Source organism: Sphingobium naphthae, from assembly GCF_043589935.1.
GTDB classification, from domain to species: Bacteria; Pseudomonadota; Alphaproteobacteria; order Sphingomonadales; family Sphingomonadaceae; genus Sphingobium; species Sphingobium naphthae_A.
Genome location: NZ_CP171454.1, coordinates 2,359,917 through 2,382,235, shown reverse-complemented (window position 1 = coordinate 2,382,235; position 22,319 = coordinate 2,359,917). Strand labels below are relative to the sequence as shown.

The window sequence follows — 22,319 nt, the reverse complement described above, 5'->3', positions numbered from 1 at the left end:
TGCGGAGGTGTGTGGGGGGCGCTGAAAGGGCGCATGGGGAAGACGTGCGCTGCCTTGCTCCGACGATGCACACATATAACTAAGGCGATATCCGGGTCGCGCATAGGATGAGAGCGGCAGCCGAGAGCGTGCGCGATCTTGCTCATGGCGCGGGATGGACAGCCGCCGCCGTTCGCCGCTGCATCGCTGGGTTGGGGTGGCAGCGGGCATTGGCTGAGCGGCGAGGCTGTTCGCCGCGGGGCGGCCGGGATAGCGGTTAGTGGGCACCGGCTCACAGGCTGGGGTTGCAAAGCTGAGGGAGGACGCTGATCGATCGCCCGCACGGGCGCCTTCTGCCCTCTTCCCTGTGGCGGCATCATCGCGCCCCGAGTCAGCCCCGCCGTTCGAGCGCCGCTCCTACCGGCTCCCGGCCGCCTGCTTCTCCTGTCTCGCTCACCGCCGAATGCCCTTGTTGCAGAGACCCCTTCCGTTCGCACTCTCATCCGACCCTCTGGTCGTCCTCCTTGGCCGCATCTTCGCGCTCCACCTCAGCGCCGGCATCTTTGCGCCGCACCCCCGGCCCCGCGGCCGCCTTCTCCTCCTCTTCCGCCTCCTGCACTCGGATGCGATTTCTGCGGTTAACCCTCTCGCTCGCACTTTTTCCCGGTCGCCCGTTCCATCGGGATGCCTCGCCCCAAGCCTCGGCACCGACTTTCGCATAGGGCCCGCGCGAAGCGCTTGCGTGCGGGCTGCGCGCCGCCGATGCTGCGGAGGAGGGGATGATTCGCCCCGCTCTCATATTCGGATGACCCCATGCGCCTCGCGATCGAAGCGATCCTCGATTATGATTTCGCGTGCCCGACCGACGTGCTGCTCGCCGTCGAGGCCGCGGCCCTGCCCGACCAGCGCGTGCTCACCCAGTCGCACATCATCGACAATGCCGGGCCGCTCACCAACAAGGTCGGCGGCAGCGGCGTCGGGCGGCGCACCTGGACACGCACTGGCACGGGTCGGATGCTGAGCACCTATCGCGCGACAATGGCGATCGAGCGCGCGCCGGTCGATGTCGGCACCCTGTCGCGCAGCCCGCTGCCCAGCCTGCCCGAGGATGTGCTGCCCTTCATCTGGCCGAGCCGCTATTGCGAGGCCGACCGGTTCGTGAGCTTCGTGTGCGGCCATTTCCCCGATCTGGACGGCGGCGCGCTGGTGCAGGCGCTGGTCGATTGGGTGCGCGACAATGTCGCCTATGTGCCGGGCAGTTCCAACATCACCACTACGGCGGCTGACACCTTCGTGGCGCAGCAGGGCGTGTGCCGCGACTTCGCGCATCTGACCGCCGCGCTGATCCGGTCGCGCGACATTCCCGCGCGGCTGGTGTCGGTCTATGCGCTGGACCTCGACCCGCCCGATTTCCATGCGGTGGTGGAAGTGTGGCTGGACGGCGCCTGGCATCTGGTCGATGCGACGGGCCTGGCGCCGGTCGAGACCATGGCGCGGATCGCGGTCGGCCGCGACGCGACCGACATCGCCTTCATGACGATCTTCGGCAGCGCGCAGATGAACGCCCAGTCCATCCGCGTCAGCCGCCTGCCCGACGAGGACTGAGGCGGCCGCTCACGCCCACCAGCGCGCCACTTCCGCGACCGCGGCATGGGCCGCCGCCGGATCGGGCGCTTCACTGGCGTCGCCATAGCCGAACCATTCGTCCTCGCCCACCGGCTGGACTACGATGCCGTCGCGCCGCGCCAGCAGGGCGATGCCATGATAATAGACGCCGAAGGTCGCGCCCGGCTGCGGGATCAGCCAGGCGATCTGCCCGCGCACCGGCACGATGCTCTCGTCGCGCCACAGCGCCCGCGCGCCATAGCCGGTGCAGTTGATGATCGCCTTTTCCTTGAGCCGCGTGAGATCGCCCGGCGCGTGGAAGACCCGCGGCTCGATCCGCCCGCCGGCGATCAGGAAATCGCTGGTTAACTGATGCGCCAGATCGGCGACGTTGAAGGTCAGCGAACTGTTGCGCCGGACATGCGCGGCGCGGAAAGGGTGCGCGCCCGGCGGCAGCGCGACCGATCGCGGCGTGATGTCGCGCAGGCGGCTTTCGAGATGGAGGAAATCGTCGGGCCGCCTGGGGGCGGGAGCCGGGGGCAGGATCGCGGGCGGGGCCAGCGCCGCCAGGGGCGCCGCAGCGCCCGGCGCATTGTCGGACAGAATATAGCGATCGGTCCATTCGACCGGATCGCCGACCAGGCCGAGATAGCTTTGATATAGGGAAAAGGACGTCCGCGCCATCCGCTCCCACCGGTCGGCAAAGCCGGGGTCGACCGCCTTTTCCATCGCGATGCGGCTGTCGGGCGACCAGGTGCCGGTGGCGCGCGCGGAGCGGACATGGGGGAATTGCTCTTTGGCGTAGATGGTGACGCGCGCGCCCGCGCGCTGCGCCGTCAGCGCCGCGGTCAGCCCCAGCGCGCCCGCGCCGATCACCGCGATGTTGCGCACCCCGTCGGCCATCGCCATCGGCACGGCGAGTTCGGCCGAACCCCAGCTCAGCGACCAGCCGCTGCCGCCATGGCCATAATTATGGACGACCCGCTTGCGCCCCACCTGCTCGACCGCGATGCGCGGGCCGGCGGCGCGGAACGGGCGCAGGCACACCGTGGTGCGGAAGATGCGATCGGCGCTGGCGCGGATCGGCTCCACCCCGGCGAAGGGATCGAAGGGCATGGCCGCTCGCGCCGCCGCCGCCAGCGTCAGCGCGCCGCCGCCGATCCCCGCGCCCAGAAAGCTCCGCCGGTCCATGTTTCGTCTCCCTGCTCTCTCTTCCGCTGCAACGAACGGCGCCCCCGGACCCGCAGCCCGATCGCCCGATCCGCATCGGCCCGCCGCGATATTGATCCAGATTGTGGACAGCCCGCCATCCTGAACATAGAGAGAACATCATGGCCCAGCTGTCCACTCGCCAGAAGCTCGAAATCCTCGCGGATGCGGCGAAATATGACGCTTCCTGCGCCTCGTCGGGAACGGCGAAGCGGGATTCGCGCGGCGGCAAGGGGATTGGCTCGACCGAAGGCATGGGCATTTGCCATGCCTATGCGCCCGATGGCCGCTGCATATCGCTGCTCAAGATCCTGCTGACCAACAGCTGCATCTTCGACTGCCATTATTGCATCAACCGCCGGTCGAGCGATGTGCGCCGGGCGCGCTTTACCGCCCGGGAAGTGGTCGATCTGACGCTCAATTTCTACCGCCGCAACTATATCGAGGGGCTGTTCCTGTCGTCCGGCATCATCCGGTCGTCCGACTATACGATGGAGCAGCTGGTGGAGGTCGCCCGCTCGCTGCGCGAAGATCATGATTTTCGCGGCTATATCCACCTCAAGACCATCCCCGACGCCGATCCCGACCTGCTGCGCCAGGCGGGGCTGCACGCCGACCGCCTGTCCATCAATGTCGAGCTGCCGACCGAAGGGGGCCTGCGCCGGCTCGCGCCGGAAAAGGATGGCGCGCGGATCGAGGGCGCGATGCGCCACTTGCGCAGCGAGATGGAGGACAAGGGCGAGGCGCGGCGCAAATATCGCCATGCCCCCCGCTTCGCCCCGGCCGGCCAATCGACCCAGATGATTGTCGGCGCCGATGCGGCCGACGATCGCGCAATCATCGCGCGCGCCAGCAGCCTATATGACCGGCACCGGCTGCGGCGCGTCTATTACAGCGCCTTTTCCCCCATCCCCTCGCCCAGCGCGGTGCTGCCGCTCAAGCGGCCGCCGCTGCTGCGCGAGCATCGGCTCTACCAGTCGGACTGGATGATGCGTTTCTATGGCTATGAGGCGGGCGAGATCGCCGCCGCCACCGATCCGGCGACCGGATGCCTGCCGCTCGACATCGATCCCAAGCTCGCCTGGGCGCTCAATCATCGCGCGGCGTTCCCGGTGGACGTCAACCGCGCCCCGCGCGAGGCGCTGCTGCGCGTGCCGGGCCTGGGCGTGAAGGCGGTCGACCGCATCCTCGCCAGCCGGCGGCATCGGCGGCTGCGGCTGGATGACGTGGCGCGGCTGACCGTCTCCATCGCCAAGCTGCGGCCTTTCCTGGTCACGGCGGATTGGCGCCCCACTGCGCTGGTCGATCGCGCCGACCTGCGCGCGCGGCTTGCGCCGCCGGCGAAACAGCTCGATCTGTTCGCCGCCTAGCAATTTCCGGTTGATCGGCGGGCGCGTTCGCGAAATACTGTGTCCCGGGTCATCGAAGGAGATTGGGGTCGTGGCGACGACATTGGGCCATCGGTCGGAGCGCAAGGGCTTCGCCAAGCGGATCAGCAGCCATCTGGCCGCCGCGCTCGTCGTCTTCTGCCTGCTTCAGATCTTCATCGTCGCGAAGATGGGCGGTTCGCTCGCGCTGCACCTGGGCATCATCGTCGCGATCGGCGGCTATGCCGTGGCCGCGCGCGGGCTGGAGCGGCGCTGGCAGATGCTGGAGCAGGCTGGCCTGTCGCAGGGCGGCCTGTCGCTGCGTTTCCGCCGCGACGTGCTGCAGCTGTGGGTCGCCAGTCTGGTCGGCGGGCTGCTGTGGATTCCGGTCGCCATCATCTTCCGCTTCCTGTTCGGCTGACGCGCCGGACCCAATTGCCGCGCGCGTCGTTCTCCTCCTCGACAAGAGGAGATTCCATCATGGCCGACGCCAGCATCTTTCACCGCCTCAAGCAGGATCATGATTCCCACCGCCAGCTCTTCGCCAAGATGGCGGACGCGCAGGGCAAGCCCGACCGGCTGGAAAAGCTGTTCGAGCAATTCAAGGTCGAAGTGAAGGCGCATGCCGCGGCGGAGGAGGAAACCCTCTACGCCACCATGCTCGCGCGCCCCGACCTGCGCGAGGATGCGCAGCACAGCGTGTCCGAGCATAAGGAGATCGAGGATTATCTCGAGGAGATGGAGGAGCAGAGCTTCGACGGGCCGGAATGGCGGGAAACTTTCGCGCAGATGAAGAAGCGCTACCTCCATCATATCGAGGAGGAGGAAGAGGAAATGTTCCCCGACGCCGCCAAGGATTTGAGCGCGCAGGAGGAGGAGCAGCTTGGCGCCCGGTTCGCCGAGCGCAAGCCCGCCGAACTGGAGCGCGCGCAAGCCGAGGAATAAGGCCCTGCGCGCCGCCGCCGACCCCGCGGGCGCAGCCGTGCACCGCGTCGTCCTGGATGCGCCGGACGATGTGGATGGCTGGCGCGATGCGGCGCGGCGGCTGGCGATCGCCGGAGTCGAACCCGATCGAGTGACATGGCAGGTCGGGGAGGCGGGCGGCGACCTGTTCGGCGACGCGCCGCTGCCGCCCGCCCCGATCCGCGCCGCCTTTTCCGTGCCGCGCGCCTTTGTCGATCTGGCTGAAACGGCGATCCTGCACAGCGATCCGGAACGCTTCGCCTTGCTCTATGCGCTGCTGGTGCGGCTGCGCGACCGGCCGGGGCTGATGGAGGACAAGGCCGATCCGTTGCTGCGGCGCATCGATATGCTCGCCAAGGCGGTGCGGCGCGACATTCACAAGATGCGCGCCTTCGTCCGTTTCCGCGAGGTGGAAGAGGACGACGGCGCTCGTTTCGTCGCCTGGTTCGAACCCGAGCATCATATCGTTCGCGCCAATGCGGGCTTTTTCGTGCGCCGCTTCGCCACCATGCGCTGGTCGATCCTGACCCCGGCGATCAGCATCCACTGGGACGGGGAAGTCCTGCGCGAGGGGCCGGGCGCGACCCGTGCCGATGCGCCCGATGGCGACCCGGTCGAGGCCCTGTGGAAAGGCTATTATGCCGCGATCTTCAACCCGGCCCGGCTCAAGACCGGGGCGATGCTGTCGGAAATGCCCAAGAAATACTGGCGCAACCTGCCCGAAGCGGCGCTTATTCCCGACCTGGTCGCGGGCGCGCAGGCGCGCGAGGCGGCAATGATCGCTAGCGCGCCACGCGCAGCCGCGCGATCCGCCGAAGCGACAAGCGTCGGTCGGCCCTTCGGCGGCGGCAACAGCGGCCCGGTCTGGGCGGCGGTGCGCGACGAGGCAATGGGCTGCACCCGCTGCCCGCTCTACAAGGACGCGACGCAGACCGTGTTCGGCGAAGGCCCGCTGGACGCGCCGCTGATGTTCATCGGCGAACAGCCTGGCGACCAGGAGGATCTGACCAGGCGGCCCTTCGTCGGGCCGGCGGGGCAGTTGCTGGACCAGGCGCTGGCCGAGGCGGGCGTGGACCGCGCCCGCGCCTATGTCACCAACGCGGTCAAGCATTTCAAGTTCGAGCGGCGCGGCAAGCGGCGCATCCACCAGACCCCCGAAGCGGGCGAGGTCCAGGCCTGCCGCTGGTGGCTGACACAGGAACTGGATATCGTGCGGCCGCGATTGGTGGTGGCGCTCGGCGCGACCGCCGCGCGCGCGATGCTGGGCAAGGCCGTGACGATCAGCCGCACGCGCGGCTCGGCCATCCCGCTGGAAGGCGGCGCGGAAGGATGGGTGACGGTGCATCCCAGCTATTTGCTGCGCGTCCCCGACGAAGCCAAAAAAGCCGAGGAACGCGCGCGCTTCGTCGCGGAGCTGCGGATGGTTGGAGAGCGCGTGAAGGCGCTGGGGTGAGTGCGGGTGACAAGCGCTCGGATGGATCGTGGCCGGGTGCCCTCGTGCTGAGCTTCGGTTAGCGAGGGACAGGACGGGTTTATTCTGGCGGCAATGGGCATTTTTCAGCCATCCTCCCCTGCAAGGGGAGGATGATGCCTAGACTCGACCTTCTTTTCGTCACTCCCGCGCCGAAGGCCGACTTAAAAGCCGGGAGCCCGCACAATCCTCGCCTTCCTCTAAAGGGCGGAGGATGAGCGTTGCGCGATATTCGCGATCAGCCCGACCATCGCGCTGCTGGACAGGGACTCGCTCAACCGGCGCTCAGGTCGTGTTTCTTCATGCAGTGGCGCAGCTGGTCGTAGGTAAGGCCCAGCCCCTTGGCCGTGGCGCGCTGGTTGTAGCGGTAGCGTTCCAGCGCGGCGCGGATGATCGAGGCTTCGTAAGCGTCGACCGCAGCCTTGAGGTCGCTGACGCTATCGCAGGGCGATGACGCGGACGGGGCGGCGGCCGTTTCCGCTCGCGGCTCCTGGCGCGGCATCATCGGGCGCGGTTTCCAGGGGGAGGCGAAGGGGTCGAAGGTGATGCGGCTGATCGGCCGCGCCGGCTCGTCCCAGCGATAGACGGCGCGCTCGACCACGTTGCGCAGCTCGCGTACATTGCCGGGCCAGCCATAACCTTCCAGCTCGGCCGAACAGGCGGCGGTGAAGCCGGGCCATTGCGGCCAGTTGAGCTCGGCCGCCATGCGCCGGCCGAAATGATCGGCCAGCACCACGACATCGCCTTCGCGCGCGCGCAGCGGCGGGAGGGTGATGACCTCGAAGCTCAGCCGGTCGAGCAGGTCGGGACGAAAGCGCCCAGCGTCGGCGGCGGCGGGCAGGTCCTCATTGGTCGCCGCGACGATGCGGACATCCACCCGCACCGCGCGCGAGGCGCCGATGCGCGTCACTTCGCCATATTCGATGACGCGCAGCAGCCGTTCCTGTGCCGCCATCGACAGCGTGCCCAGTTCGTCCAGGAACAGCGTGCCGCCGTCGGCTTCCTCGAACCGCCCGGCGCGCGCGCGACTGGCGCCGGTGAAGGCGCCCTGTTCATGGCCGAACAGCTCGGCCTCGATCAGCGTTTCGGGCAGGGCGGCGCAGTTCATGGTGATGAGCGGTTCCCCCCAGCGCGGGCTGAGGTGATGCAGCCGCTCGGCGATCAGCTCCTTGCCGGTGCCGCGCTCGCCGATCACCAGCACCGGGCGGTTGAGCTCCGCCGCGCGACCGGCCTGCTCGACCGCGTCGAGAAAGGCGAGGCTCTGGCCCACGAACTGCGTATTTTTCTCCATGCGCCAACTTATGGTGAAATTTCCCACCGATTGGCAAGAGGGCGCGAAATTCCCCCTGTCTCGCTGAACGGAAAATGCAGGAAACCCGTCGATTTTCGAAACTGGCACGCCTCCTGCAAAGCTTCGGGCAATCCGCAACAAGATGCGGAACCACATGAAGGCCAAGGTTCAGGGAGCAAAGACAATGGAAAAGACCAACACCATTCGCGAGATCGGCCAGCTGATGTCGGTCGCCATCGCCGCCATCCTGTTCGGATCGACCATGATCCTTTCGGCGGTCGGTCCGGCCCGCGCCAGCGAAGCGCCGATCCTCGCGTCCAGCCAGACCGCCGCGCCTGCCCCCTACCTGGCATAAGGGCGCGGACTTAATACGAACAAGACCATCAGGAGCCAAGACAATGGGTATTTTCTCCCGCACCCGAGACATCATCGCCGCCAACGTCACCGACCTGCTCGACAAGGCGGAGGATCCCGCGAAGATGATCCGCATGATCATCCTCGAAATGGAGGAGACGCTGGTCGAGGTGCGCGCGTCCGCCGCCCGCACGATCGCCGACCAGAAGGAGATGCGCCGGCATATCGCCAAGCTCAACGCCCTGCAGGACAGCTGGACCGAAAAGGCGCAGCTTGCCCTGTCGAAGGACCGCGAGGACCTGGCCAAGGCGGCGCTGGTCGAACGGCAGAAGGCGGCCGACATGGCCGAGCATCTGACTCATGAGATCGAGACGCTCGACGAGGCGCTGAAGGCGTCCGAAGAGGATATCGCCAAGCTGCAGGGCAAGCTGCGCGAGGCCCGCGCCCGCCAGAACAGCCTGGTCAGCCGCATGGAAAGCGCGCAGAACCGCCTGCGGGTGCGCGAAGCCTATGCCGGCGAGAAGGTCAACGAAGCCTTTGCCCGCTTCGACATGCTGGAACGCCGCGTGGACATGGCCGAAGGCCGCGCCGACGCGATGGCGCTGGGCGGACAGCCCAAGACGCTGGAGGAGGAAATCGCGGAGCTGAAGTCGGCCGACAAGGTCGATGCCGATCTCGCCGCGCTCAAGGCCAGCATGAACGCCGGCAAGAGCGGGGGAGCCTGATCCCATGGAGGAGGTTTTCGTCCCCATCGCCGTAGTCGGCATGCTGTTCATCGGCATGCCCTGGCTGATCTTCCACTATGTCACCAAGTGGAAGCAGGCGCCCAAGATCACCGACGAGGACGAGCGGCTGCTGGATGAACTCCACCTGCTCGCCCGCCGTCTGGAAGACAGGCTGCAGACGGTCGAACGGATCGTCGCCGCCGACAATCCCGACTTCCGCCCGCAACGTCCGGAACAGGACGACAGCTACACTTTCGACCGGAGGAACTGACATGAGCGCCCGCCGCACCAAATTCTATCTCGACAAGCAGAATGGCAAGTGGATGGGCGTGTGCTCCGGCATCGCCGACTATACCGGGATCGACGTGGTCTGGATTCGGGTCGGCGCGGTGCTGGTGACCCTGATGGGCGCCTTCCCCTGGACGCTGATCGCCTATTTCGCCGCCGCCTATTTCGCCGTCGCCAAGCCCGTGGGGCTGTATTCGGACCGGGCGGACGAGAAGTTCTGGCAGGGCGTGCGCACCAACCCGGCGCGCTCCACCCGCGACGTCCGGTCCAAATTCCGCGACATCGACCGCCGGCTCGCCGACATCGAGCTATATTATACCAGCCGCAACACGCGCCTGGCCGACGAGATCGACAGCCTGCGCTGAGCGCCCCGCCTAGGGAGTATGGATGATGAGTTTTGCAGGACCCAATTTCGTGATCGCCATCATCGCCCTGTCGATGGGCGCCTGGGTGATCACGACCTGGCTGCGCGTCAAGCACGGCTATCCCGTCACCGACGATAATGGGAACACCGTTCATCGAACCGATCCCGACGCCGGTCGAAAAATAGACCTGCTGGCCAGCGAAAACGAAATGCTGGTGGGCCGCATCAGCCGCCTGGAGGAACGCATCGCCGTGCTGGAGAGGATCGCCACCGATCCCGCCGCCCGCACCGCGCGCGAAATCGACGCGCTGCGCTGACGCCAGGGCGAGGGGAAAGATCATGAACGAGGTTGATACCGCAGGGGCCATCATCATCCCCAACCTGCCGTGGATCATCGGCGGCGGCCTGCTGATCGGGGCGATGGGCGTAGCCGGCTGGATCTTCACCACCTGGCTGCGGGTGCGCCACGGCTATCCGCTGGACGGCGTCTGGGGCCAGGCCATCTATCCGCAGAAGAATGAGGAGATGGTCGAGCGCATCCGCCTGCTGAGCCAGGAAAATGCGCAGCTGCGCGCCGAAATCGGATCGATGAAGGACCGCCTGGCGGTGGTCGAACGCATCGTCACCGACGAAAGCCACCAGCTGACCCGCGACATCGAAAGGCTGCGCGGCCCCGCCAACTGACGCGGCGAGGCACGACGCGCCAACAGGGAGTGAGTGACATGAATCCGTTTGAAATGGTCGTCGCCATCATCGCCATCGTGATGATCGCGCAGGTGGTGAAGGCGCGCATGGGCGTGGTCAACCGCCACAAGGGTGAGGACTTCATCCGCCGCGGCCCCGATCCGGAAGCCGACCGGCTGCGCGCCGAGGTGAAGGCGCTCAAGGACCGGGTGGCGGTGCTGGAACGGCTCGCCACCGACGACAATGCCGCGCTGGAGCGGGAATTCGACAAATTGCGGAACCGCGACTGAGAACGGTCCGCCAGGGAGGCTATGATGCAGGACCCCACTCTTTATCTCACGCTGGCGGCGAGCGGCCTGGCCGGCATCGCCATCCTCGCCACTACGGCGCTGCGCGGCTGGAACGGCTGGCTCGACCTCAAGCGCGCGGAGCTTGGCCGCCGCGGCGAGGAGGCCGCCCCGCCGTCGGCCGCCGCCCGGATCGAGGTCGCCGACCTCAAGGAACGCATCCGCAAGCTGGAGGCGATCGCCGCGGGCGTCGATCTCTGACGCCGCGCGATAGCGGGTTCCCGCGCTCGCTTTTGCGCCTATATGGGCGGCCATGACCGACATGCCCGCTGCCCGTCCGGCCCTTGCCGACCTTCAGGACGAATATGAATTTCTCGACGCGGACGATCGCTATCGGCTGCTGATCGACCTGGGGCGGACGCTGGAGCCGATGCCCGACGCGCTCAAGACCGATGCGACGCTGGTGCGGGGCTGTTCGGCGGCGGTGTGGGTCTATCCCACGGTGCTGGAGAATGGGCGGCTTCATTTCCTGGCGGACAGCAACGCCGCGATCACCAAGGGGATCATCGCGCTGGTGCTGCTGACGGTGCAGGACGGCGCCCCGGCGCAGATCGTCGCCACCGACATAGAGGCCGCGCTGGCGCCCTTCGACCTGCGCAACCAGCTCAGTTCCAACCGCACCCAGGGCATTCCCAACATGATCGCGCTGATCCGCGAGACCGCGGCGCGCTACGCCGGGTGAAACCAGCGCCGGCGCAGCCGCGTTGATCCTGCTCCACTAGGAGGATGATCCATGCGCCCCATCATAGCCCTGGCGGCTCTTTCGCTGCTCGCCGCCTGTTCGTCGGGCGAGGAGGACGGCCCCACGCAGCGCCAGCAGATCGGCCAGGTCTGGAAATATGAAGGCGGCGCGACCGGGCAGGCGAAGGTCGCCTATATCGGCAGCGCCAACAGCGTCCAGACGCCGACGGCGCCCGACACCTTCGCCGTGCTGCTGGTCCAGTCGATGCGCAATGGCGAAAAGACGGTGACGGTGAAGCTGGTCGGCGCGCCCTTCCAATGCGACCTGTCGGCCTGCGCGGTGACCGTCACCAACGGCAAGGGCGAGAGCGAGACATGGACGGGCCGCCTGACCGATGCCAAGGACGGCGTCGAACTGCCTCCTTCGCAAAAAGCCTATGAAACGATCGCCGCGTCGGACCAGATCAAGGTGGACCTGATCGTGGGGCCCAAGGACGAGACCGCCGCCTTCACCTTCAATGTCGCGGGGCTTGACCTGCCGGCGTGACCGGCGCGCGCACCCCGGCGCGGTCGCGCCGCGCCAGTTCGCGCTTTAGCGCTTCGGGCCGGGGCGCCACCAGAAAACCGAAGCTGACCGTCCCCTCCTTGGTCTCGACCGCATGGTGCAGGCGATGCGCCTGGACGATGCGCTTCATGTAGCGCGAGCGCGGCACATAGCGATGCCCCACCCGCCGATGCACGATGATGTCGTGAAAGCCTAGGTAAATGGCGCCATAGGCGGCGATCCCCGCGCCCACCGCCGTCGCCCAGGCGCCCCAGTTCCACTGCACCCCACCCAGCAGCAGCAGGATCGATGGCAAGGCGAAGATCACGAAATAGAGGTCGTTCGCTTCCCAATGGCCGGCGCGCGGCCGGTGATGGCTGGCGTGCAGGAACCAGCCCGGCCCGTGCATCACCCAGCGGTGCATGACATAGGCGAAGCCTTCCATCGCGGCGATGGTGGCGACGAAGATCAGCAAGAGGGCGAGCGGCGACATGGCCCCTTTATAGGGATCAGCGCCCAGCGATGCCATGGCGGAAAGCGAAGGGCGCGGTTCAGTCCTCTTCGCCTGGCTTCGCCATATGGACGACGCGTTGCGGGTAGGGGATGGTGACCCCATGGTCGCGGAACAGGTGCCAGAGCCGCCCCAGCACGTCCGACCTGACATTGCCCACGCCCGCTTCGGGATCGGCGATCCAGGCGAGGATCTCATGATCGACGCTGTTTTCGCCAAAGCCGGTCAGCCAGACATTGGGCCGGGGGCTCTTGAGCACGCGCGGGCTGTCGAGCGCCGCCTGCATCATCAGCTTCTGCGCCAGGTCGAGATCGCTGTCATAGGCGATGCCGACGGGGATGTGGATGCGGACATTGCGATCGGAATAGGACCAGTTCTCCACCTCCTGCGTCATCAGATTCTCGTTGGGAATCAGATGTTCCTTGCCATCGCGGGTGATGACGCTGACGGCGCGCACGCCGATCTTGTTGACCCAGCCGAAACTGTCGCCGACGACGATGACGTCGCCCGGCTTGATCGACCGGTCGAGCAGCAGGATGATGCCGGCGATCAGATTGCCGACCGTCTTTTGCAGGCCAAAGCCCACCGCCAGGCCCAGCGCGCCGGAAAAGACCGCGAAGGCGGTCAGGTCGATCCCCAGCACGTCGATGCCGAAGAAGAAGGCGGCGGCGATGATGGCGATGCCGGCCAGCTTTTCCGCCAGCAGCTTCTGCGTCGGATCGAGCCCGCGCGACCGCGCGATGCTGCGCGCCAGCACCCGGTTCGCCAGCCGCACCGCGCCGAACAGGCCGACGCCGATCGCCGCGACCGATATGACGTCGAGCAGCGATATGCGGCTTTTCCCCAGTTGCAGGCCGACGCTGTCCAGCATCTGCGCCAGCGGCGTGATGCCGCCGGTGCTGCCTGACAGGAGCATGACGAAGATCAGGATCGACAGCGGCACCGTCGCCCAGAGCGGGATCGACACCGCCCGCAGCAGATGATTGGCGGCCAGCGCCAGCGCCCAGCCCATGACGCAGGCGAGAACGATGTTGGCGGTCGTGCCGGTCGGCCAGACGGCCGTCGCGATGCCCACCAGCAGCGTCGCGAGCCCATGCCGCACCAGCGGGCGGACATGCGGGGCGAATGTAGGGCCCAGATGCGCGCAGTGCGGCTCGATCCGCCGGGCGATGATGCGCGCCAGCGCCGCCGCCAGCAGATAGAGGCCGATGGCGACGCCCAGCGCGATCCCGCCTTCGATCCAGTCGGCGCCGCGCTCCAGCCGCGCCAGCAGTTCGGGCGGGATCATGTGCGTCATGACGCCGCCCGGAAGCGCGCGAGGCCCGCGTCGAGATCGGCGATCAGGTCGGCGGGATCCTCCAGCCCGATGTGCAGCCGCACCGCCGGCCCCGCTGCCTGCCAGCGCGTGGCGCTGCGGTAGCGGGCCGGATCGACCGGCAGCGCCAGGCTTTCGAAGCCGCCCCAGCTATAGCCGATGCCAAAATGAGCGAGCCCGTCGATCAGCGCGGCGCGCGCGGCTTCGTCGCCGCCATCGAGGATGAAGGTGAAGAGTCCGGTCGAGCCGGAGAAATCGCGCGCCCAATGGTCATGGCCAGGGCAGTCGGGCAGCGCGGGATGCAGCACCCGGGCGACGCCGGGCTGCGTCTTGAGCCATTGCGCGACGGCGAGCGCGCCGTCGCGATGCTGCGCCAGCCGCACGCCCAGCGTCCGCAGCCCCCGCGCCGCGAGCCAGGCGTCGTCGGGGCTCACCATCTGTCCGAAGGCATAGGCGGTCTGACGAACCTTGCCGAACCAGGCGCCGGTCGCGGTGACGCTGCCCATCATGACGTCGCTGTGGCCGACGATATATTTGGTGCAGGCCAGGATCGCGATATCCACGCCCTTGGTAATCGCCGGAAAGTAGAGCGGCGTCGCCCAGGTATTGTCCATCAGCGTGACGACGCCATGGGCGCGCGCCCAGGCGGTGATGGCGGGTATATCCTGCACCTCGAAGGTCAGGCTGCCGGGACTTTCCAGAAAGATGGCGCGGATCGGCCCGTCGGCCAGATACGCATCGAGATCGGGCGCCATCGGATCATAATAGATCGTTTCGATACCGAAACTTTTGAGCATCTGGGTGCAGAAGCCGCGGGTCGGGTCATAGACGCTATCGACCATCAGCAGCCGGTCGCCCGGTTTCAGCACCGCCATCAGCGCGCAGGCGATCGCCGCCACGCCCGAGGGAAAGAGCATCGTCCCCTCCGCCCCCGGCTCCATCTCGGTCAGCGCGTCGGCCAGGCTCCAGGCGGTCGGCGTCCCCTTGCGCCCGTAGAAAAGCCGCTCATGCGTGCTGCTCGCTGCGGCCCGGCGCAGGTGCGCGACATCGTCATAGAGGATGGTGGAAGCGCGCCATACCGGCGGGCTGACGATGCCGCCGGGCTGGCCGGGCATGCCGGTCCATTCCGGCTTGCGCCCCGCCTGCACCAGCTGCGTCAGCGGCTTGCGCCCGTCCTTGCCGCCCGCTTCGTCCTTCATGCCGGACCTGTCGCTTTCGGTGTCGTCTTGTCGAAGCCCCATTCCGACCAGCTGCCGTCGTAAAGGCCGACATGCTGTTGCCCGAGCGACTCAAGACCCGCCAGCAGGATGGCGGCGGTCACGCCGCTGCCGCAGGTGGTGATGACCGGCCGGTCGACATCGACGCCGGCTTCCTCGAACAGACGGCGCAACTCGGCCCCCTGCTTCATGCAGTTGTCGGGCTGGAACAGGGCGGACGAGGGAAGGTTGCGGCTGCCGGGAATATGGCCCGACGCCATGCCGGGGCGCGGTTCGGCTTCCGCGCCGGTGAAGCGGCCCGCCCCGCGCGCATCGACCAGCTGCGCCGCGCCGCTGTCCAGATTGGCCAGAATGTCGGCCTTGGTCCGGACCTGCGCGCGATCAAGCCGGGCGACGGCGTTACCGGGCGGGATCGCCGGCAGGCCGCTGTCCACCGGCCGCCCCTCCGCCAGCCATTTGGGCAAGCCCCCGTCCAGGATCGCGGCGGACGCGCCCAGGCCATAGACGCGCATCATCCACCATCCGCGCGCGGCGCTGTGGGTCGGACTATTGTCATAGACGATGATCCGGCTGTCCCGATGGACGCCCAGCGCCTGCATCCGCTGCGTCATCATCGCGTCGGGGGGCAGCATGCCGGGCGTCGGATCGTCGGGATCGCTGAGTCCGGGCAAGTCCATATAGGCTGCGCCGGGAATATGCCCCGCTTCGAACTCCGCGCGCGGATCGCGCGGCGTTCCCGGCAGGAAGAGGCTGGCGTCAAGGATGACGAGGTCGGGCGCGCCCAGTTGCTGGCCAAGCCATTCGGTGGAAACGAAGATCGTCATGCGGCTCCTTCAACCCCGGTGATGCGGATGCATTCGAGACCCTGATAGCCAAGCCCTGATAGAATGCGGGGACCGGGCTGGAAAGAGGCGTCAGGCCGGCGTCAGCTCCGCCGCCGCGCGCGCGGCCGGACGGCGATACTGGCGCGGCCCCTGGTCGAGGCGCAGCGGCGCCAGCCGCGCCGTCGGCGGCTCCTGCTCCTGCCCCACGATGAAGGCGCGCGCGGTGCGGCCCGCCGCCAGTCCGCTGTCCTCCTTCTCGCCCTCGTCGGGCTGCCAGCGATAGGCCGCGTCGAACGCCGCGATCGGGATCAGCAGGCTGCGCTGGCCCATCTCCACCGGCACGATCCGGTCGGGCGCCAGGCGCAGTTCGCCGGCCAGATGCAGCGTTTCGCCCGGCGCGATCGTGACGACGCTGTGCAGCGGCAGCCCGTCCTGGCCGCCAAAAAAGCCCTGGAGCAGCGCCTGCTGCTGCGCGCCGGCATTGCCGATGATGCCGCGCACCAGCAGATCCTGCGCGGCGCGGCTGCCGCGATTGTGCAGGATCAGATTATAGGCAACGGTCACCCCCATCAGCGAATAGCGCGCCTGGTTGACCACCAGATCCATATCGACCCAGGGCCGCTCTGCTGCGTCCGGGGCAGCGGCGGCTTCGGGCATGGGCGCAGGAGCGGGCGGCGGCGGGGCGTCGGCCGGTTTGGGAGGCGCGGGCGGTGGCGCGGGCGTGGCGGCGGCGGGCTGGGGCGCAACCGTTTCGGTGCGGCGACGGCGCAGCAGCAGCACCGCCGCGCCGATCCCGACCAGCGCCAGCAGGCCACCGATCAGCCAGGGCAGGTTCGATCCCGCCCTCGCGTTTTCCGCTGCCGGCTGCTCCGCTGGCGGCGCGACCGGCGCGGCATTGTCGGCCGGCGCAATCGGCGGCGCGGGGGCTGGCGTTTCGACGGGCGCGCTGTCGGTGGCCGGGGCAGGCGTCTCGTCGGCCTCCGTCGCTGGCGTCGGGGCGGACGCCGGAGCGGGTGTCGGCGCTGGGCGCTCGGCCGGCGGCTGGGCGCGCGGCGCTTCGGGACGGGGACGGGCGGGCTGCGCGGGGACGGGCTGGGTCGCGACGGGCGGCGGCGTCACGGATGGCGCGACGACCGGCGGCGCGACCACAGGCGGTGTGGCGCGCGGCGTCACCGGATCGCGATAGACGTCGAGTTCCGGACCCTGCCGGTTCGGGTCCGGCGCGGGGCGCGATGGCGGCAGCGTAAAGACGCCCGTGGGCTGTTCCGTTTCCTGCGCAGAAAGAGGCGCGGCCAGCAGCCATGGCGCGGCGATCAGAAACGGACGAATGCGGGACCCCATAGTCCAGCCAAGGCACAAGCATGGCTGAACCGCAAGTGAACAATGCATGGCGATGACATCAGCCGTGCGATCGCGTAGATGCGCGGCCATGACAGACCTTCCCACGACTCCCCTCCACCTGGGCCAGACCAGCGCCCTGCCCGCTTCGCCGCAGGACGCCGTGCTGGACTATGTCCCCAATCCCCGGCCGGGCAAGCCCTATCTGGTGCGCTTCACCGCGCCCGAATTCACGTCGCTCTGCCCCGTGACCGGACAGCCCGACTTCGCGCATCTGGTGATCGACTATGCGCCCGCCGCGACCATCGTCGAATCCAAGTCGCTGAAGCTGTTCCTGGGCGCGTTCCGCAACCATGCCGGGTTCCACGAGGATTGCACCGTCGGCATCGGCGAGCGCCTGTTCGACGAGATGAAGCCGATCTGGCTGCGCATCGGCGGCTATTGGTATCCGCGCGGCGGCATTCCGATCGACGTGTTCTGGCAATCGGGCGAGCCGCCGGCGGGGATGTGGCTGCCCGCGCAGGATGTGCCGGGCTATCGCGGCCGGGGCTGATCGGCCGCCCCCGATCGTTTGACAAACGGGCAACAGACTTCGACCAACGACATTGCCAGGCGACCTCATCGCTTGACCGATGCGACGAAACGGTTGATCCCGCGTTGATCGGGCGCGAGACAGGATCTCATGCCGCCCCTCAAGACGTGTCGGAGTCTGCCATCCCATGAGCTTTGCCAAAATCCTGCCGCTGCTGATCGCGGCCGCCCCGGTCGCATTGGCCACCCCCGCGCTGGCGCAGAGCGCCGCCCCCGCCGCCCCCGCCGGACCCGCCGCCGGCATCACGACGCAGCTGCCGCGCGGCGCTGCGCCCAGCCATTATGCAATCGAGGTGACACCCGACGCGGCGAACCTGCGCTTCACGGGCAACACCGTCATCGACGTGACCGTCAGCCAGACCATGCCGGCGCTGGTGCTGAACGCCGCCGACCTCAGCATCGGCGCGGTGACGCTCACGCCCACCGATGGCAAGGCGATGAAGGGCGCGGCGAAGGTCGATGCCGATGCGCAGACCGTGACGCTGAATTTCGGCAAGCCGCTGGCGCCGGGCAATTACCGCTTGGCCCTTGCCTATGCCGGCGTCATCAATCAGCAGGCAAATGGCCTGTTCGCGCTCGACTACACCAATAATGAAGGTCAGGCGAAGCGCGCTCTGTTCACCCAGTTCGAAGCGCCCGACGCGCGGCGCTTCGTGCCGAGCTGGGACGAGCCGAGCTACAAGGCGACGTTCGACCTGACCGCCATCGTGCCGACCGGCGAACTGGCCGTCAGCAACATGCCGGTCAAATCGACAGCGGACATGGGCGGCGGCAAGACCCGCGTGTCGTTCGGCACCAGCCCCAAAATGTCCACCTATCTGCTCTTCTTCGGCCTGGGCGAACTGGAGCGGGCCACCAAGATGGCGGGCCAGACCGAAGTTGGCGTGATCACCGGCAAGGGCAATACGGGCAAGGCGCAGCTGGCGCTCGACGCGTCGGCCAGCATCCTGCCCTATTTCAACGATTATTTCGGCGTCCCCTTCCCCCTGCCCAAGCTCGACAATGTCGCCGGGCCGGGCCAGAGCCAGTTTTTCAGCGCGATGGAAAATTGGGGCGCGATCTTCACCTTCGAACGCGCGCTGCTGGTCGATCCGCGCTTCACATCGGAAAGCACCAAGCGCCGCATCTATGAAACGGTCGCGCATGAAATGGCGCACCAGTGGTTCGGCGACCTGGTCACCATGGCCTGGTGGGACGATCTGTGGCTGAACGAAGGCTTCGCCAGCTGGATGGCGACCAAGGTCACCGACAAGCTGCAGCCCGAATGGGAAATGCTGCTGACCCGCGTCGATGGGCGCGAAGCGGCGATGAGCCTGGATTCGCTGTCCACCACGCATCCCGTCGTCCAGAAGATCACCACCGTGGATCAGGTGAACCAGGCATTCGACGCCATCACCTATCAGAAGGGCGAGGCGGTCATCACCATGCTGGAGGGCTTCGCCGGCGAGGATGTGTGGCGCAACGGCATCCGCAGCTATATGAAGGCCCACGCCTATGGCAATACGGTGACCGACGATCTGTGGAAGGCGGTCGAGGGCGCGGGCGCCAAGGGGCTGGTCGCGATCGCGCATGACTTCACCAGCAAGCCGGGCATTCCGCTGGTCAAGGTGGAAAGCGCCCAGTGCCAGGGCGGCAGCACGCTGCTGACGCTGAGCCAGGGCGAATATAGCCGCGACAACAAGGACAAGGCGCCGCTCAGCTGGAACGTGCCGGTGATGGCGCAGACGATCGGCGGCGCGCCGCAGCGACTGATCCTGCAGGGCAAGGGGCAGATGACGCTGCCGGGCTGCGGCGCCTATGTGATCAACGCCGGCCAGACCGGCTATTATCGCTCGCTCTACCCGGCCGCCAACGTGGAAGCTCTGGCCAAGGGCTTCACCCGGCTGTCCAGCATCGACCAGACCGGCCTGCTTGCCGACAATTACCAGCTGGGGCTGGGCGGCTATCAGCCGATCGGCCTGGCGCTCGACCTGATCGATGCGGTGCCGGCGAACGCCAGCCCCGCCGTGCTGGCCGAAGTGCCCGGCTATCTGGGCAGCGCCTATGACATGCTGGAAGGTGACGCCGCCGCGCAGGCGCGCGTCGGCGCCTATGCCACCGCCAAGCTGGGTCCGGTGCTGAGCCGCATCGGCTTCGACGCCAAGGCCGGCGAAGGGCCGCAGGTGCCGGTGCTGCGCTCCGCACTGGTGTCGACGCTGGGCGACATGGGCGACAAGACGGTGGTGGCGGAAGCCAATCGCCGCTTCGCCGCGCTGGAGAGCGATCCGACCGCGCTCGACGGCCCGCTGCGCAATGTATGGCTGGGCATCATCGCGAAGAATGCCGACCAGGCGACCTGGGACAAGCTGCGCATGATGGCGAAGGGCGCCAAGACCGATCTGGAAAAGAGCACGCTCTATGCGCTGCTGGGCGGCGCGCGCGACCAGAAGCTAGGGGCGCAGGCGCTCGACCTGGCGCTGACCGACGAGCCGGGCAAGACCACCAGCGCCGCGATCATCAGCCAGGTCGGCTATGAGCATCCGATGCTGGCGGTCGACTATGTGCTGGCCCATCGCGCGCAATATGAGGCGCTGATCGACGTGTCGGCGCGCAGCCAGGCGCTCGCCCGTCTGGGCGGCGGATCGGCCGACCCGGCCATGGCGGCCAAGCTCGACGCCTATGCCACCCAATATCTGACGCCCGAATCGCGCAAGGTCGTCGACCGCGCCATCGCCGCGATCAAGACGCGGGTGGAGACGCGCCAGCGGCTCAAGGCGCCGCTCGCCGCCTGGTTCGCGGCGCAGAAATAACGAAAAGCAAAGGGCGGCCCAGAGACGGGCCGCCCTTCTTCTATCCTGGTGCCGCTGCCCCGCGCGCAGGAAAGTCCCTGCGCCCTATTCCTGCAGCGATACGCCGGGGCTGCGCGGATCGGCGGCGCCGACCCAATGGCCATTGGCCGTCCGCTCGGCGGCATTGGCCTTGAGGCCCAGCGGGCTGAGCGTCACATGATGGCCAAGCTTTTCGAGCGGCGCCTTCATCGCCTCCAGCGCCGTGCCCTGCTCCAGCACCAGCCCGTCCTTGTTGTAATAGATGAGGCCGTGCGCGATCGATTGCTGGGCAGACAGGCCCCAGTCGAAATGCGCGATCAGCGCCTTGGCCACCTGCATGATGATGGTGCGCCCGCCGGCTGCGCCGACGGTGAAGATCGGCGTGCCTTTGTCGTCATAGACGATGGTCGGCGACATGGAGGAGAGCGGGCGCTTGCCCGGCTCCACCCGGTTGGCGACGAGCTTGCCGTCCTTTTCAGGGGCGAAGCTGAAATCGGTCAGTTCATTGTTGAGGATCACGCCATTGGCGACCAGCTGGCTGCCGAAGAAGCTTTCGATGGTGGAGGTCCAGCTGGCGACGTCGCCATTCCGATCGACTGCGACGAAGTGGCTGGTGCCCACTTCCGGCTGCGGTCCGGCCGCGGTGCGCGGCTGCGCGCCGGGCGGCGTGCCAGGCTCATAGGTACGCAAGGACCGGTCCAGCCGGATCATCGCCGATCGCCGCTTGAGATAGGCGGGGTCGATCATGCCGGCGACCGGCACCGACACGAAATCGGGATCGCCCAGCCAGGTGTCGCGATCGGCATAGGCGAGTTGCATCGCTTCGCCGATCACATGCCAGCTGCGCGGATCATCCTTGCCCCACTGGCCGAGCGGAAAGCGCTCGACCATGCCCAATATCTCCAGCACGGTGACCCCGCCGGCGGAGGCCGGGCCCATGCCGCAGATGGTATAGGCGCGATATTTGCCGCAGACAGGCTTTCGTGCCTTCGCTTCATAGCCAGCCAGGTCCGCCATCGTCATCGGGACCGGGTTGCGGGGCGCATTGGTGACCGCCTTTGCGATCGCCTGGGCATTGTCGCGATGGTAGAAGGCGTCCGGCCCCTCCGCCGCGATCCGCTTGTAGAGCGCGGCGAGCGGCGGGTTCTTGAGCAGGGTGCCGACCGGCGGCGGCGCGCCATCGACCCAGAAATAGGATTGGATTTCCGGAAAATCCTTCCAGATGTCCTTCAGCCGATCAAGCGCGGTGGCGGTGCGCTCGCCCAATTCATAGCCATCCTCCGCCAGTTTGATCGCCGGCTGGAACAGATCGGCCCAGGGCAGCTTGCCCCATTTGCGGTGCGCGTCCCAGGCGAGGCGCAGATTGCCCGGCACGCCGACCGAATAGCCCCCCGGCCAAGCCCGGACGAAGGGCAGCGGCTTGCCGTCGGGGCCAAGGAAGCGATCGGGACGCGCCGCCGCCGGCGCGGTCTCGCGCCCGTCGATCGATTCGAGCAGACCGGTGTCGCCGTCATGATGCATCAGGAAGCCGCCGCCGCCGATGCCGCTATTGTGCGGCTCGACCACGCCCAGCGTCAGCATCATCGCGATCGCCGCGTCGGTGGCGCTGCCGCCCTTGCGCAATATTTCCTGCCCCGCCTGCGCCGCGCGCGGATCGGCGGCCGAGACGGTGGCGTTGAGCGCGACCGGCGTGCGCGCCAGCAGCGGCGCGGGCGCAAGGGCAGTGGTGGCAAGGAGGGCGAGCGGGGCCAGGGCGGCCGACAGGCGGAAGGTCATGGCCCGCACCCTAGGCGTTGCGGGGCGGGCCGCAACCCTTTCGATCAGCATCTTCATATCCCGCAGGA

The 22,319-nt window shown here is 67.8% G+C and carries 25 protein-coding genes; 17 read left to right on the top strand and 8 right to left on the bottom strand.

Features of this window, described 5'->3' with window-relative positions:
• The first annotated feature begins 792 nt into the window (after nt 1–792).
• The gene (locus tag ACGGKE_RS11835) at nt 793–1,584 is read left to right on the top strand and encodes a transglutaminase family protein (protein ID WP_394438098.1); all 792 of its coding nucleotides are present in this window, start codon (nt 793–795) and stop codon (nt 1,582–1,584) included.
• Between the two features lie 9 nt (nt 1,585–1,593).
• On the opposite strand, the gene ACGGKE_RS11830 is transcribed toward ACGGKE_RS11835, so the two are convergent.
• Nucleotides 1,594–2,775, bottom strand: a complete 1,182-nt coding sequence (locus ACGGKE_RS11830; RefSeq protein WP_394438096.1) for an FAD-dependent oxidoreductase — start codon at nt 2,773–2,775, stop codon at nt 1,594–1,596.
• 140 nt (nt 2,776–2,915) lie between these two features.
• Here ACGGKE_RS11830 and ACGGKE_RS11825 point away from each other — a divergent pair, with 140 nt between their 5' ends.
• From ACGGKE_RS11825 to ACGGKE_RS11810, 4 genes are all read left to right on the top strand, one after another.
• Nucleotides 2,916–4,163 (top strand): putative DNA modification/repair radical SAM protein, encoded by a 1,248-nt coding sequence (locus tag ACGGKE_RS11825; protein ID WP_394438094.1) that lies wholly within the window; start codon nt 2,916–2,918, stop codon nt 4,161–4,163.
• Between the two features lie 70 nt (nt 4,164–4,233).
• The gene (locus ACGGKE_RS11820) at nt 4,234–4,581 is read left to right on the top strand and encodes a hypothetical protein (RefSeq protein WP_394438092.1); all 348 of its coding nucleotides are present in this window, start codon (nt 4,234–4,236) and stop codon (nt 4,579–4,581) included.
• Between the two features lie 59 nt (nt 4,582–4,640).
• Nucleotides 4,641–5,105: a hemerythrin domain-containing protein gene (locus tag ACGGKE_RS11815; RefSeq protein ID WP_394438090.1), complete on the top strand. Its 465-nt coding sequence runs from the start codon at nt 4,641–4,643 to the stop codon at nt 5,103–5,105.
• Between the two features lie 37 nt (nt 5,106–5,142).
• Complete coding sequence (locus ACGGKE_RS11810; RefSeq protein ID WP_394438088.1) at nt 5,143–6,576, top strand: UdgX family uracil-DNA binding protein; 1,434 nt, start codon at nt 5,143–5,145, stop codon at nt 6,574–6,576.
• A gap of 292 nt (nt 6,577–6,868) precedes the next feature.
• Here the strand turns inward: ACGGKE_RS11810 and pspF are convergent, their stop codons facing one another.
• Nucleotides 6,869–7,885 carry a phage shock protein operon transcriptional activator gene (pspF, locus tag ACGGKE_RS11805; protein ID WP_394438086.1) on the bottom strand — a complete coding sequence of 339 codons (1,017 nt, stop codon included), beginning with the start codon at nt 7,883–7,885 and terminating at the stop codon, nt 6,869–6,871.
• Nucleotides 7,886–8,069: 184 nt separating this feature from the next.
• On the opposite strand from pspF, the gene ACGGKE_RS11800 reads away from it, so the two are divergent.
• From ACGGKE_RS11800 to ACGGKE_RS11755, 10 genes are read left to right on the top strand one after another with little or no spacing between them, the layout of a single operon-like run.
• Nucleotides 8,070–8,240 carry a hypothetical protein gene (locus ACGGKE_RS11800; protein ID WP_394438084.1) on the top strand — a complete coding sequence of 57 codons (171 nt, stop codon included), beginning with the start codon at nt 8,070–8,072 and terminating at the stop codon, nt 8,238–8,240.
• A 43-nt stretch (nt 8,241–8,283) separates the two neighbouring features.
• On the top strand, nt 8,284–8,964 hold the full coding sequence (pspA, locus tag ACGGKE_RS11795) for a phage shock protein PspA (protein WP_394438082.1): 681 nt from the start codon (nt 8,284–8,286) through the stop codon (nt 8,962–8,964).
• A gap of 4 nt (nt 8,965–8,968) precedes the next feature.
• Nucleotides 8,969–9,235, top strand: coding sequence for an envelope stress response membrane protein PspB (gene pspB, locus ACGGKE_RS11790; RefSeq protein ID WP_228167132.1), 267 nt, complete (start codon nt 8,969–8,971; stop codon nt 9,233–9,235).
• A 1-nt stretch (nt 9,236) separates the two neighbouring features.
• Nucleotides 9,237–9,617 carry an envelope stress response membrane protein PspC gene (gene pspC, locus ACGGKE_RS11785; protein ID WP_394438078.1) on the top strand — a complete coding sequence of 127 codons (381 nt, stop codon included), beginning with the start codon at nt 9,237–9,239 and terminating at the stop codon, nt 9,615–9,617.
• 25 nt (nt 9,618–9,642) lie between these two features.
• The gene (locus ACGGKE_RS11780; protein ID WP_394441952.1) at nt 9,643–9,933 is read left to right on the top strand and encodes a hypothetical protein; all 291 of its coding nucleotides are present in this window, start codon (nt 9,643–9,645) and stop codon (nt 9,931–9,933) included.
• A 22-nt stretch (nt 9,934–9,955) separates the two neighbouring features.
• On the top strand, nt 9,956–10,300 hold the full coding sequence (locus tag ACGGKE_RS11775) for a hypothetical protein (protein ID WP_394438076.1): 345 nt from the start codon (nt 9,956–9,958) through the stop codon (nt 10,298–10,300).
• Between the two features lie 38 nt (nt 10,301–10,338).
• A complete protein-coding gene (locus ACGGKE_RS11770) occupies nt 10,339–10,590 on the top strand; it encodes a hypothetical protein (protein WP_394438074.1) in 252 nt (83 codons plus the stop codon).
• Between the two features lie 24 nt (nt 10,591–10,614).
• Nucleotides 10,615–10,848 (top strand): hypothetical protein, encoded by a 234-nt coding sequence (locus tag ACGGKE_RS11765; RefSeq protein WP_394438072.1) that lies wholly within the window; start codon nt 10,615–10,617, stop codon nt 10,846–10,848.
• 52 nt (nt 10,849–10,900) lie between these two features.
• Nucleotides 10,901–11,329 (top strand): SufE family protein, encoded by a 429-nt coding sequence (locus ACGGKE_RS11760; RefSeq protein WP_394438070.1) that lies wholly within the window; start codon nt 10,901–10,903, stop codon nt 11,327–11,329.
• A gap of 51 nt (nt 11,330–11,380) precedes the next feature.
• A complete protein-coding gene (locus ACGGKE_RS11755; protein WP_394438068.1) occupies nt 11,381–11,875 on the top strand; it encodes a hypothetical protein in 495 nt (164 codons plus the stop codon).
• Here the strand turns inward: ACGGKE_RS11755 and ACGGKE_RS11750 are convergent.
• From ACGGKE_RS11750 to ACGGKE_RS11730, 5 genes are all read right to left on the bottom strand, one after another.
• Nucleotides 11,844–12,365, bottom strand: coding sequence for a beta-carotene hydroxylase (locus tag ACGGKE_RS11750; RefSeq protein ID WP_394438066.1), 522 nt, complete (start codon nt 12,363–12,365; stop codon nt 11,844–11,846). The genes ACGGKE_RS11755 and ACGGKE_RS11750 overlap by 32 nt on opposite strands.
• A 58-nt stretch (nt 12,366–12,423) precedes the next feature.
• Nucleotides 12,424–13,671 carry a mechanosensitive ion channel family protein gene (locus ACGGKE_RS11745; protein ID WP_394441949.1) on the bottom strand — a complete coding sequence of 416 codons (1,248 nt, stop codon included), beginning with the start codon at nt 13,669–13,671 and terminating at the stop codon, nt 12,424–12,426.
• A 5-nt stretch (nt 13,672–13,676) separates the two neighbouring features.
• Nucleotides 13,677–14,897 carry a cystathionine beta-lyase gene (metC, locus tag ACGGKE_RS11740; RefSeq protein WP_394438064.1) on the bottom strand — a complete coding sequence of 407 codons (1,221 nt, stop codon included), beginning with the start codon at nt 14,895–14,897 and terminating at the stop codon, nt 13,677–13,679.
• Nucleotides 14,894–15,739 (bottom strand): 3-mercaptopyruvate sulfurtransferase, encoded by an 846-nt coding sequence (gene sseA / locus ACGGKE_RS11735; protein ID WP_394438062.1) that lies wholly within the window; start codon nt 15,737–15,739, stop codon nt 14,894–14,896. The genes metC and sseA overlap by 4 nt, the downstream gene beginning before the upstream one ends.
• Nucleotides 15,740–15,829: 90 nt before the next feature.
• Entirely contained in the window at nt 15,830–17,080 is a 1,251-nt protein-coding gene (locus ACGGKE_RS11730) for a hypothetical protein (protein ID WP_394438060.1), read from the bottom strand.
• An 88-nt stretch (nt 17,081–17,168) separates the two neighbouring features.
• Between ACGGKE_RS11730 and queF the strand changes: the two genes are divergently transcribed.
• Complete coding sequence (gene queF / locus ACGGKE_RS11725) at nt 17,169–17,630, top strand: preQ(1) synthase (RefSeq protein WP_228167143.1); 462 nt, start codon at nt 17,169–17,171, stop codon at nt 17,628–17,630.
• A 166-nt stretch (nt 17,631–17,796) separates the two neighbouring features.
• Entirely contained in the window at nt 17,797–20,457 is a 2,661-nt protein-coding gene (locus ACGGKE_RS11720) for a M1 family metallopeptidase (RefSeq protein ID WP_394438057.1), read from the top strand.
• Nucleotides 20,458–20,541: 84 nt separating this feature from the next.
• On the opposite strand, the gene ggt is transcribed toward ACGGKE_RS11720, so the two are convergent.
• Nucleotides 20,542–22,251 (bottom strand): gamma-glutamyltransferase, encoded by a 1,710-nt coding sequence (gene ggt / locus ACGGKE_RS11715; RefSeq protein WP_394438055.1) that lies wholly within the window; start codon nt 22,249–22,251, stop codon nt 20,542–20,544.
• Nucleotides 22,252–22,319: the final 68 nt, after the last annotated feature.